At 45.2% G+C, this 12,500-nt stretch carries 11 protein-coding genes; 2 read left to right on the top strand and 9 right to left on the bottom strand.

The genetic code is table 11. The features are described from left to right. Positions 1–108 precede the first annotated feature (108 nt). The 8 genes from CRECT_RS02925 to dnaE form a co-directional block, all read right to left on the bottom strand. On the bottom strand, positions 109–690 hold the full coding sequence (locus CRECT_RS02925) for a flavin reductase family protein (RefSeq protein WP_004319222.1): 582 nt from the start codon (positions 688–690) through the stop codon (positions 109–111). 132 nt (positions 691–822) lie between these two features. Then, a complete protein-coding gene (locus tag CRECT_RS02920) occupies positions 823–1,605 on the bottom strand; it encodes a tetratricopeptide repeat protein (protein ID WP_004319307.1) in 783 nt (260 codons plus the stop codon). A gap of 14 nt (positions 1,606–1,619) precedes the next feature. Next, positions 1,620–1,754, bottom strand: coding sequence for a hypothetical protein (locus CRECT_RS12930; protein WP_257792186.1), 135 nt, complete (start codon positions 1,752–1,754; stop codon positions 1,620–1,622). A gap of 130 nt (positions 1,755–1,884) precedes the next feature. Continuing rightward, a complete protein-coding gene (locus tag CRECT_RS02915; protein WP_004319153.1) occupies positions 1,885–2,805 on the bottom strand; it encodes an ABC transporter substrate-binding protein in 921 nt (306 codons plus the stop codon). Positions 2,806–2,879: 74 nt separating this feature from the next. Continuing rightward, positions 2,880–3,572, bottom strand: a complete 693-nt coding sequence (locus CRECT_RS02910) for an ABC transporter ATP-binding protein (RefSeq protein ID WP_004319332.1) — start codon at positions 3,570–3,572, stop codon at positions 2,880–2,882. Then, complete coding sequence (locus CRECT_RS02905; RefSeq protein WP_004319327.1) at positions 3,569–4,318, bottom strand: ABC transporter permease; 750 nt, start codon at positions 4,316–4,318, stop codon at positions 3,569–3,571. Before CRECT_RS02905 ends, CRECT_RS02910 begins: the two co-directional genes overlap by 4 nt. Beyond that, positions 4,315–4,926 carry a hypothetical protein gene (locus CRECT_RS02900; RefSeq protein WP_039888070.1) on the bottom strand — a complete coding sequence of 204 codons (612 nt, stop codon included), beginning with the start codon at positions 4,924–4,926 and terminating at the stop codon, positions 4,315–4,317. Before CRECT_RS02900 ends, CRECT_RS02905 begins: the two co-directional genes overlap by 4 nt. Positions 4,927–5,249: 323 nt before the next feature. After that, positions 5,250–9,236 (bottom strand): DNA polymerase III subunit alpha, encoded by a 3,987-nt coding sequence (gene dnaE, locus CRECT_RS02895; RefSeq protein WP_004319234.1) that lies wholly within the window; start codon positions 9,234–9,236, stop codon positions 5,250–5,252. A gap of 273 nt (positions 9,237–9,509) precedes the next feature. Here dnaE and CRECT_RS02890 point away from each other — a divergent pair, with 273 nt between their 5' ends. Further along, positions 9,510–10,367 (top strand): hypothetical protein, encoded by an 858-nt coding sequence (locus CRECT_RS02890; protein WP_004319157.1) that lies wholly within the window; start codon positions 9,510–9,512, stop codon positions 10,365–10,367. A gap of 113 nt (positions 10,368–10,480) precedes the next feature. Next, positions 10,481–11,272: a hypothetical protein gene (locus CRECT_RS02885; protein WP_004319167.1), complete on the top strand. Its 792-nt coding sequence runs from the start codon at positions 10,481–10,483 to the stop codon at positions 11,270–11,272. Positions 11,273–11,308: 36 nt separating this feature from the next. Here the strand turns inward: CRECT_RS02885 and CRECT_RS02880 are convergent, their stop codons facing one another. Continuing rightward, entirely contained in the window at positions 11,309–12,448 is a 1,140-nt protein-coding gene (locus tag CRECT_RS02880) for a tRNA glutamyl-Q synthetase (RefSeq protein ID WP_004319197.1), read from the bottom strand. Positions 12,449–12,500 lie beyond the last annotated feature (52 nt).

Genomic DNA, 12,500 nt, shown 5'->3' with positions numbered 1-12,500 from the left:
TCTATCCTTTTTTTAGATTCTTTAGTTTGAAATTTTACCGAAGCTCGCCGCGCATTCACGCGTGCGCTCGTCTTAAATTTACAAATTTACCGGCATTTTGAGAGGCGCTTACTCGCCGCCTATGGGCGTGCGCTTGGTATCTATCGCTTTGCCGTCCAGATAGTACCGACCGCCGGCGACGTAGTGAAGCGTTTTTAGCTCGTCAGGGATCTTTTCAAACAGCCAGTGTCCGCCGTCAAAGACCCTCTCGTCCGCGTATGCCGCGACGACCTCGCCGATGAAAAGATCATAACTCTGCTCGTTGTGAGGCTCGGGGATACGCTTGCAAACGAGCCATGCGGTGCAGCCCGCGATCAGCGGCACATCGAACTCCTCTTTATAAAAAATTTCCACGTTTTTCATCTTGTCCGCGTTATCAAAGCGCGAGTTGTTTTCGGCGTCCAGCTCGCTAACCAGCTCCGCCTGCGCGGTCGTAGGGATCTGCACGGCGAAATACCCGCTCTTTTCGATGAGCGTCCCCGCGCATGAGCCGTTATGCGGCACGATGGTAACCTTGTCGTAGTCAAGTGCCTGCGCCCACGTTATCGCCATTGCATTGACGTCATCGCCGTATTTGGCCGATACGAGCGTCGTCGCGCCTGGGTTTAGGATACGGTATAATTTTTGTAGATCTACTTTTATGATCGCCATTTTTGCTCCTTTGACCTAGTTTTTGTTAAATTTTTAGGCCGTCTTGACGAGTGCTTTTAAATTTGACTTCAAATTTACCTCGCCTCGCCGTGCCGCCTATCTCAAATCCAAAAACCGCAAATTTAGCTAAATTTACCGCGCTTTTTGGCAGTGTTCCCCGTGCGGCACCAACTCGCAAAGGCGCGCGTACAGCCGCTTCACCTCAGCCTCGCCGGAGATCTCGCGTAGCTCTTTTTCGTGATATTTAGCCAGCATGATGCAGCCTGCGAGCATATCCGTTTCGTGGCAGCTTCTAACAAGCGCTTTTATCGTTTCCTCTGCCCCGTAAGGCATCGCCATCGTGCCGAATCTAAAACATCGCCAAGCGTCCATCTCGCACGCCTTGCGCATATAGCCCACGGCCTGCTGCGGCGCACTGCTACCGATCGCTAGCCCTAGATGCTCGCACCCTAGCGCCGAACCCTTTTCGCATGCGGTTTCGTATAGCTTTTTCGCGCGTTTTTCGTCCTTGCCTGGCGCGCCGTCAGCCTCAAGAATTTTGCCGTACTGCACGCAAGCATCCTGATAGCCGCTATCGCAAGCCGGGCTCAAAATCTCCCTTGCGGCGATGAAATCTTTGTTGTTTATGTGCATTTCGCCTGCCGCCGCGCACGCGTCAAATTTGCCATCCTTGCACGCGCCGAGTAAAATTTGCATCGCCTCGCGAATGTCTTTTTCATTTTGCTTTTTGGCCTGTTTTTGGTAAAACAAGATCACTCGCTTGCAAGCTCTCGCGTCCTTTTGGGCGCACGATTTTTTAAACTCCTCGTATCTCGCATTTAAAAATGCCTCTTTTTCGGGGCTGAGTTCGCCTTTTTTAGACTCGCCGGCCATGGCCGCGATAGCAAAAAGTATCAACACAATCAAGTTTTTCATTTTCTACCTTAAATTTATTTTCTTAGCGCCCTTGCGAGGCTAATGCCTACGCCGATCGGTTCGCGCAGGGCTTTTATCTTAAATTTATTTTTCAAAATTTTGTAGCTAAACTCGTCCGCAGCGTATCTTTTTATTAGTTTTAGCTTCATTGCCTTATCTTTCCAAGCTGAAACGGTTACTTTTATATATACTCGCAAATTTTGCTGCTATTATAATGCAAATTTGGATCTTTTTACAAGGCGCCGAGGATAATTAAAGGGCAAATTTGCCCTTTAAATTTTAGTTTAATAGAAGCGATTTTATATCGATTTTATGCTCTATCATCTTGCTTTCAAACATAAATTCTTGCGTAGCTTCAAGGGCTTTTATGTCATCAGCCGTGATCTTTGAGCTAAAGTCGTACTGAGGATACATGCTCTTTACCGCCTCTATGCTTAGCCCAGTCTCCTCGGCCGTAAATTTAAGCGCCTCATCCTCGTTCGCCTTGATGTAGTCTAAAATTTCGTCCTGAGCCTTTTTAAATTTCTCAACGACGTCTTTATGCTTTTTATAAAACTCCCCGCTTGTTGCGGTGACGATGACCGGAGTGATGACGCCTTTGCCGGTTGTGACTACATTTAGGCCTGATTTTTGGGCGTTGTAGGCTGCCGGACCCGCAAGAAGCGCTGCATCGACGCTGCCGTTTTCAACTGCGGCTTGCGCAGCCGGGATGCCCATAGAGATGAACTCTACGTCATTTATGCCTAGACCGCCAAGAGCTAGGTATCTAACCAAAAGCTCGTTTAAGATCGTGCCTTTTGGACCTGCTACTTTCTTGCCTTTTAGATCTTTTGGCGACTTTATGTTTTGGTCCTTAGAAAATATCACAAATGCCTCTGGCGCCCTTGAATAAGCGCTTATGATCTTTATATCAGCCTTATTTGCAGCCGCTAGTATAACCGAAGTGCCGCCCACGCAGTTTAGAAACTGGAGCGAATTTGAAGCGAGCGCTTGCGTTTGTTTCGCACCTGAGGTGATCTCGGAGTACTCGACCGGCACGCCAAAAGACTTCGCGTAAAAGCCTTTAAATTTATCGACGATCGATGGGACGTTTAACGGCGATTTGACGTAGGTCATGCCGATCTTATCTAGGCCTTCGCTTGCGTTTGCGACTAGGCAAAGCAAAGAGGCTGCACACAAAACCTTGAAAAACTTTCTCATATTTGCTCCTTTAAAAATTTTATAAATTATATAATTTTTTGCTTCATTTTAGTTTTAGTTATCATTTTTTTATTCTAAATTTCACTCAAAATTTTGCGTTTTACGGCTATTAGCTCCTCACTTAGCAGATCTCTTGGCCTTGCTAAATTTGATAGGTCGTAGTTTGACTTTATCCCGCCCTTTTCAAGTAAGATGATCTCATCAGCCAAAAATAGCGCCTCATCGATGTTGTGAGTGACGAAAAGGATAGTTTTACCGGCTTGTATTTTTAAAATTTCAGCCTGCATGCTAGCTCTAGTAAACGCGTCAAGCGCAGCAAATGGCTCGTCCATGAGGATCAAATTTGCCTCGTACGCAAGCACCCTAGCAAGCGAAACGCGCGAGCTCATACCGCCGGATAGCTGTGAAACTGCGGCAAATTTAAAGTCGCTAAGCCCTATCATAGATATCCAACTATCGATCTTTGCAGCCTCTATCTCGTGCTTTTTAAGCGGAAAAACGATGTTTTCATAGACGTTTAAAAACGGCATGAGGCGGGCTTCTTGAAAGACGAAGCCTATCTTTGCCTGCTCTTTAAATTTTATCTCGCCTAGGCTTACGCTCTCAAGACCGGCGATGAGGCGTAAAAGCGTCGTTTTACCGCATCCGCTCCTGCCAAGTATGACGGTGATCTTATCTTTTTTTATGCTTAAATTTAGCTCTCTTAAAACGTCAATTCGCTTGCCATTAATAAAAAAATGCTTGGATAAATTTGAAATTTCTATCATTTCTCACCTCGCAAAAGGCTAAATTTCGCTATCAAAAGCAAAAACAGCCTATCTATGAGCACGCCGCAAACGCCGATCGTAAAAATGCCCACAAATATCCTATCCGCGCGCGAAAGTTCCTCAGCGTCAAGTATGAGGTAGCCCAGCCCGCTTGAAGCCGCTATCATTTCAGCTCCGATGATCGCGCGCATGGCGTAGCCAAAGCCTATTCGCATACCGACAAAGATATCTTTTAGCGCGCTTTTCAGGATGATCTTGTAAAAAATTTCAAATTTGCTAAAGCCAAAAATTTTACCAACCTCGATAAGCTTTATATCACAGCTCGTTAGCCCTTTTTGGATACTTAAAAACATCGGGAAAAACGAGGCTAGGATGATAATAATGATCTTTGGCGTCTCGTTTATACCAAACCAAAGCACTAAAATGGCAATCAAACTAAGCGGCGGGATGTTTCTAAAAAACTCCAGTATCCACTCGTAATAAACGCTGATCTTTGGCAAAAGTGCCGCTATACCGCCAAGCACGAGCGCTAAAGCAAAAGAAAGAGCATATCCTACAAATATGCGCTTAAAGCTGATGATCGTATGCGTAGCAAGCTCGCCGCTTAGGCTCATGCCATACATCGTCTTTAGCGTCGCTGCCGGACTTGGCAGGATATACGGCGTGAAAATTTCTAGCTCGCAAACGACCTGCCAGATGGCAAAGATCGCTAGGATCAAAATGCTCTTTTTAAAAATTTCCCTCACAGCCCATCTCCGTTGTGACAGCCGTTTTCGCAGTATAAAAGCTCGATGATCCGGTAGTTTTTAAGCTCGCTAAATTTATAAGAAAGGGCATTTTCTATCTTCTCTTTGCTACCAAGGCTTAGAGTTTTTACGCCCAAATTTGCGAAAAATCCCGGCGATATTGGACTTTGCTCGATACTACGCATCTTTAAATTTATAGCGTTTTGCTCCCTAAAGCTTTTCCATGTTAAAAATGTGATTCGCTCCAAATTTAGTCCCCTGCCAAGCTCGGCTAAGTCCTCACAGGGCGTCGTCACGTAAAGCCACTCGTCCTCTTTTAGCTTTGAGCTAAGCTCGATGGCGCTTTCTATTAAAATGGGGTTTAAATTTGAGATGAGAGTAGCCTGCTCTTTGAAATTCGCTCTGACGAAATTTACAGCCCTCGGACAGCGACTATCAAAGATGAGCTCGCTTTGTGCAAGGCCATTTTTGTATGCGTTTTTTACGCTTTGGACGTGGTCTTTTTTGCACTGGGCTACGCTAAAACCTTTGTCTTGCAAAATTTCTTTAAGCGCCGCAAAGTCGTAGATATTTTTTACAACAGGATTTAACCAAACCAGTTTTTTCATAAGAACTCCCGTCAAATTTAAAGACAAAATGTAATAATTGAAATCAGAATTGTATCATTTAAAAGCAAAAAGACGGCTTTGGAAGCCAAATTTATAAGAAAACGGGCAGACTTTTACGTCCGGCTTTTGCTTTTTCTGCGATTTACCACGAGTCTTAGTATGCTTTTTCAAGCCTCATTAGCTCTTTTGGCACGCTTTCTCGCATGTTTTCTCCTTAAATTTAAGCCCAAAGCTTGCCGATAAATCAGTCAAATTTGACTAATCTTGCGTCGTCAAATTTAATTCACAAAGCGCTCGCGAGACAAGCCGTCAAATTTAAAAATCTAAACGGCCTGCCTTAAACCTAACGCCCTCTCCCCAAACCCGTCGCCTACGATAAACTCCGTCGTATAAACCAGTGCGCGGCATTCCTGCGCGTCCTTGATGCGGATAATCAGGCGTTTGTTGTTTTTATCGGCTGCTGCACGGTGTTCGCCGATGGCGGCGCGGTAAATTTGCGCGATGATTTCTTTGTTCGCTTCGTCCAAATTTAGCTCCAAAACCAGATCCTCAAGCTCCCTTTTAGCTCTATTTTCGCCGGCTAGGCCGCCTTGACGACCGCCCTGATAGTTGCCGTTTTCGCTTTTTCGCTGTCTAAAGCTCCTGCTTTGGAAATTCATATCGCGCGCGTCCTCCAGGCTCACGACGTCGATTAGATTTATGCGAGCGCCCTGATCGTCGCGGGAGTAGCGCACCTTAAAGGCTAGCGGCGCCTCTCTTTGCTCGTCGGTTAAATTTTCCACGAGCGACATCTCGGGATCAAAGGCCGCGACCTTAAACGTGCTAAAAAGATCCATGATGCTTAGCATCATAAACTCTCTGCCCGTCTTTTTGCTGACGATCTTTGCAGCCTCGGAAATCTTACCCACGACCAAAATCTCGCTGGTTTTATCTATCTTGCCGAAGTCCTTGCTAGGCGTGTGTTTTATCTGCTCGATTTGCTCTTTAAATTTTTCAAGCGGATGCGAAAAATCCATATTTGCAGCCTCTTCGAGGCTTAAAATTTTATCCAAATTTATGCGCATAAACTGCCCGTCTTTGGAGTAGCGCACCTTAAAAACGTGCGGCAGATCGCGCTCGTCGGGGCTCATACTCTCAACCGCGCCAAGCTGCCTGTCAAACACCGCGATCTCGACAGTGCCGTACAGATCGAGCATCTCTATAGTGCCCATTTTTTTGCCGTTTTTCTTGCTGATCCTTGTCGTTAGATTCTCGATCTTGCCCACGAGCAGCATCTCGCCGTTTTCGGGTAGCTCGTCAAATTTATCGCTTAGCGTGTATTTTATCTTTGAAATTTGCTCGCGGTACTCGTCTAGCGGGTGACCCGAGAGGTAGATACCCACGCTTTCCAGCTCAAATTTGAGCTTGGTTTTTAGCTCGAGCTCGGAGTCGTCGCGCACGAGACTAGTTTTAACCGTCGCCATACTCTCGTCGTCGCCAAACAGACTCTCAGCCGCGTTTTTCTTGATAGTCGCGGCGTTTTTGCACGCCTCTACGATGTTATCGAGGTTATTTAGCATCATCTTGCGCGTTAGGCCGAAGCTATCAAACGAGCCCGATTTTATCAGGCTTTCAAAGACTTTTTTATTTACCTTAAAGTTATCCACGCGCGAGACGAAATCATCGATATCTTTAAACTCGCCCTTAGCCTGCTCCTCTAGGATATTTTCGATCGCCGCGCCGCCGACGCCCTTTATCGCGCCCAGACCGTAGATGATGGCGTCTTTGCCGCCTTCGCTAACGACTGAAAATTCTTTGGCCGATTTATTGACCGACGGCGGCAGGATAGCGATATCTAGGCGCTTACACTCGTCGATGTAGCGCGAAATCTTATCGGCGTTGGTCTCCTCGCTGGTGATGAGAGCCGCCATAAATTCGGCCGGATAATAAGTCTTCAAATACGCCGTTTGAAAGGTCACGTAGGTGTAGGCCGCGGCGTGGGATTTGTTAAATCCATACGAAGCAAAGTGTAAAATAAGCTCAAACAGCTCGCCCGATTTTTTACCGTCTAGCCCCTGTGCCTGCGCTCCTTCGATAAATTTACCCTTTAGCCTATCCATCTCCTCTTTTATCTTTTTACCCATCGCGCGTCGCACGAGATCGGCGCCTCCTAGCGAAAAGCCGCCGATAGTCTGCACGATCTGCATAACCTGCTCTTGATATACGATGACGCCGTATGTGGGCTCTAGGATCGGCTCAAGCTCGGGGAAAATGTACGTGATAGGCTCCAGACCGTGTTTGCGCTTGATAAAATCAGGTATAAGATCCATCGGACCCGGGCGGTAAAGCGAGATCATCGCGATGATATCCTCGAAGCAGTCTGGGCGCATATCGGCTCCGACTTTTTGCATGCCTTCGCTCTCTATCTGAAACAGTCCCAGCGTCTGGCCGCTGCTGATCGTCTCGTAGGTTTTGGGGTCGTTTTTATTGACCTGCTCCCAGATGATCTCTTTGCCGAATCTCTTTTTTACGAGCTTGACGGCGTTATCGATCACGGTTAGCGTCTTTAGCCCCAGGAAGTCAAATTTGATTAAGTCCACGTCCTCTAGGTACTTTAGACTATACTGCGTGACGAAGTGATCCTCCTCGGCGTTTGGCTGACGAAAAAGCGGGGTTTTGTTCCACAGCTCCTCGTTTGAGATGACCACGCCCGCGGCATGCATGCCGGCGTTTCGGTTTAGACCCTCAAGATCAAGGGCGAATTTCCAAATTCTGTTGGCATTTGAGTTAGTAGCTATCAGCTCGCCGATCTTTGGCTCTTTTTCAAAGGCCTGCTCCAGCGTGATGCCTATCTCGTCGAGGATGAGCTTAGCCATCGCGTCGGCCTCGGCGTACGGCATGTCGCATACGCGCGCGACGTCGCGGATGACGCCTTTTGCCAGCAGCTTACCAAATGTAATAACTTGCGCGACGTTAAATTTACCGTATTTTTCGATGACGTAGTCGATGATCTCGCCGCGGCGGTTTTGACAAAAGTCCACGTCGATATCGGGCATGCTCACGCGCTCCGGGTTCAAAAAACGCTCGAAAAGCAGGTTATACGGCAGCGGATCAAGGTCTGTGATCTTTAGACTATAGGCTACTAGGCTGCCCGCCGCAGAGCCGCGTCCCGGCCCCACTGGCACGCCGCGCTTTTTAGCTTCGTTGATAAAGTCCCAAACGATCATCATATAGCCCGGGAAGTTCATCTTGTTTATGATATCTATCTCGCGCTGCAAACGGGTGCGGTACTCCTCGTGGCGCTCTGCGGGGACGAATTTAAGCCTATCTTCTAGCCCCTGCCTGCACTCGTGCTCAAACAGCACGCTGTCGTTTGGTATGCTGTAGCGTTTATCAGGCTCGGGCAGGCTCAAATTTCGCTCGGCGGCGTATTCGAGCGTAAATTTAAAATTAGGCGGCGTCGCGTCGCCTAGCTTGATCGTGAGGTCGCATTTATCAACGATTTCTTGCGTATTTGTGACGGCTTCGGGGATATCGGCGAAAAGCTCGCTCATCTGCGCTGGCGTCTTGACGTAAAACTCATGCACGCTGTGGCGCAGGCGGTTTGGATCGTCAAGCAGTTTGTTCATCGCGATACACATGAAAACCTCGTGAGCTCCCGCGCGTTGCTTAAACGTATAGTGCGTGTCGTTAGTTGCGATAACCTTGATATTTAGCTCTTTGGCTAGGCGCAAAATTTCGTCGTCGATCCTGCGCTGATCGCCGATACCGTGGCGCATGATCTCGAGATAAAAATCATCGCCAAAGACATCTTTGTACCACAGTGCGGCTTCTTTCGCAGCTTCGTATCCGCCCGCGCCGAAACGCAAATTTCTCTCGCTTTGGTTGAGGTTCCAGTTCACCTCGCCTTGCAGGCACGCTGAGGAGCAGATGATGCCCTCGCTGTGCTCTTTTAGTATCTTTTTGTTGATACGCGGATAATAATAAAACCCCTCGATATAGCTCATCGAGCTAAGATACATCAGGTTTTTGTAGCCGATTTCGTTTTTGGCGATGAGGCAGAGGTGAAAGCGCTGCTTGGTGCTTTTATCCCCCAGCTCCTCGCCGTTGTGGATGTAAGCTTCGATGCCGATTAGCGGCTTTATTCCTTCATTTTTCATCGTTTTATAAAAGTCTATCGCGCCAAACATATTGCCGTGGTCGGTGATGGCTGCGGCTTTTACGCCTTGGCTTTTTAGCGTTTTGGCTAGCTCTTTGATACGGTTGGCGCCGTCTAGCAGCGAATACTCCGTGTGCAGGTGCAGGTGCGTAAAATCTGTAAAATCGCTCATTTTTCGTCCTTTTTAATGCTTTTGATTTTACAGAAACTTTGCTTTTAGGTGGATAAATCGGTCTTGTTTAAATTTAGCTAGGCTCGGAAAATAGGCTATTTGTATGGATTCTTGTGCGAAATTTGGGCCGGAAATTTTTATAAAATGTCGGCTCGGCCTTGCCGTCAAATTTTAACCCGAATTTGACGCTCGGGTTTTTGGGCCGGCGGCGTAAAATTTGCAGTCGGCGACGCGTATTTGATCTAAATTTACGACTCAAAATTCGGCTTAAATTTGAGCGGTAAATTTGACGCAATCTCGCAACCGGATGTAAATTTTGCTAAAATTCGGGTAAATTTAGCGGATAAAACGGAGCAAAATTTGAATACGACAAACGAACAAGACTCAAATTTAAACGGCGACTTTCAAAACTCAAATTTGACGAATTTTAGCTCAAAGAAATTTGTGAGAGATTACGACAAAGAGCCGTTAATCATTAAAAGTTATGAAGGATTTTTTGTTAAAACATCCGTGCTATGTCCTATGTTTTTCTGTATCACGATTTTAATTATTTTTGATAAGTACCAGGCAAATACTATTTTTGTTACCCTATGGCTGTGTTTTGTATTTTGCTGGATATTTATTCCATACTATTATTATGTCGTTAGGCATAAATTTGAAGTAAAATTTACAAATAATTTTATTGAGTTTTATAAAGACGGCAAGCTTAAACGTAAATCTGCGCGAAATGATTTGGATGAGATTATCGTAAAGCCGTTTTGGAAGCTTGGGCCGACAAAGTCCGACTTGGGTGATAAAATCTTTTATTTTATTATATTTATGGCATTACTCTATGCGATAGGATGGACGCTAGCGTGGCTTTTGGCGCTTTTATATATCTCAAATATTATTTACAAAATTTGCTCTCAGCTGCTTTTGGTCGGTAGTCTTAAGCGTTTTACATTGTTCCCTAGTATTATAGTGGATTATCCGATATACCCAAAATATTTTCTATACAACGGCATTATACTAGCCGGAGAATATTTTATGTTTCAGATTTTTAGCGATGATGAATATCAAGAAATCAAAACCTACTTTTTGGACAGAAAAAATATAGATATCGACAAGGTTAAAAAATATTATTTTATTTAAGACAAGAAAGAAATAGCAAAGGTTGAGCTAGATAAAGCTTATAAGAGACTTTTGAAAATACAGGTTTAACTAAGCGAATTGGGAAAGCTAAGGATGCAAAAAAGGAGTAAAATTTGAATACGGCAAACAAACAAACTAAAAATTCAAACAACGACTTTCAAAATTCAAATTTGACAAATTCCGGCTCAAAGAAATTTGCGAGGGATTATGACAAAGAGCCGATAATTCTCAAAAACTACGAGGATTTTTTTGTAGAGGCATTATTTTTTATGCCACTGGCGTTTAGCATTATCATAACTATTTTTATTATGAGGTGGGTTGAGGATAAAAGTATGGACAACATCTTGTCGTTTGTCGCGGCATTGGTCTGTATGGTGTGCTGGATGATTATCAACTACTTCTTTCATGTGGCAAAGAAAAAAGATACCGTCCATTTTGTGAACGATTCGGTTAAATTTTACGAAAACGGCATTTTAAAGCATACTTCATCGCTTAAGAATTTAGATGAGTTGATTTGCAAACCGCTGGACGCCAGTATGCCAAACAAAGGCGCGCGTGATATCGTCTTTTATATCATAGTATTATGTGGCTTTTTTGGTATGTCCGGCAGCTTACTGCTTGTTGTTTTATTCGTGATTTTTATATATCTTGGAAATATAATCATAAAAATATTTTTCCAGCTGGGAACGCAAGGAAATTTGAGCGGTTTTACGCCGTTTCCAGCTATTATCATAGACGAGCCGCATTATCCAAACGTCAAATTCGTTACATATTATCACGCGCTTTGTAAAAAGTATTTTATAATTTTTATTTTTGATAAAGACAAATATGCAGAGATCAGAACCTATTTTTTGGACAGAAAAAATATAGATATCGACAAGGTTAAAAAATATTATTTTATTTAGCGAAGCGATAAATGCAAAGGCTACATATTGCAAAATTTATCGGCCAAATTTCTCTTTAAACATCTCAAGCAAATTTGACAAAGTGTCGCATTTTGATGCATCGAGCCCGAGCTTAAGAGCGGCGAATTTATAGTGGATTTTGGCGCCGTCCGCTACGTTTACCGCCGGTGCGCGCGAGCTTTTGGATAGCTTTTTGCCGCTTTGTACCAGCAGGCCGTGATGGATGAAATTTGCATTTTCAAAAACGTAGCCCAGCATCTGCGCCATGTACTTTTGTGCCGCCGAGCACGCGAGCAGATCTTCGCCTCGCACTAGTAAATTTACGCCCAATATCTCGTCATCCACGAGGCTAGCAAGATTATACGCGGGCGTGTCGTCCTTTTTCCAAACGACGAAATCGCCCAAATTTTGAGCCAAATTTACGCTTTGAGTTTGCGCGAATTTTTCCGTCTCAAACGCTGCTTCGTCCGTCAAATTTAAGCCGTCCGAATTTGCCGAATTTAAAATGCATTTTTTCGGATTCTCTACCGCATTTAGGTTAAATTTCTTATCGCCGGGTTTGCCTCCGCCAAAGCCGCGCAAGTTTGTCAAATTTTTTAAACCGTTTGCCGTGCCGTCTTGCGCTTTTTGCGCATTACTCCAAAGCCCGCCCGCCATCCTCGCCTCCCCGCAGGAGTCGCACCCCAAAGCGTCAAAATTTATCAAATTTTGCCGAACGTTAATTTGCGCTCCGTCGATAGTGCTTAGCCGCATAGCCGTTTCGTTTTTTTTAAATTTAAGATTTTTATCCGCGCAAACCCGCGTATAAATGCCGTTTTTAAACGAGTTTTTCATCGAGTGCGAGCACTCGCAAGCGTAGCAAACGCCCTTTTGTTCGAGCTTTTTTAGCGCGTTTTTGTAAGCGCCGAGGCGAAATTTCGAGCTAAATTCGGCTTCAAATTCCCCCACTCCGCCGGGTCCGCCGTCAAAATCAACGCCCAGCATATCAAGCACGCGAAAGATATTTTCCACGTATTGCCTGCGGTAGCGCGGCAAGTCGTAGTCATCGATCCTTAAGTGTAAAATCCCGTCAAACGCACGGGTAAAAAGATAGGTCAACAAGAAGTTATAAACATTGCCCGCGTGCAAAAAGCCGCTTGGCGTCGGAGCGATACGGGAGATGATTTTTTGGTTCATTTGGAGCGAAATTTGGTTAAAAAGCTTAAATCTAAAAATTAGTTTAAAGCCG

The sequence above is a fragment of the Campylobacter rectus genome (assembly GCF_004803795.1).
In the GTDB taxonomy this organism is placed as follows: domain Bacteria; phylum Campylobacterota; class Campylobacteria; order Campylobacterales; family Campylobacteraceae; genus Campylobacter_A; species Campylobacter_A rectus.
Note: the sequence above shows the minus strand (reverse complement) of the source record. Positions and strands in the feature narration are given on the sequence as shown.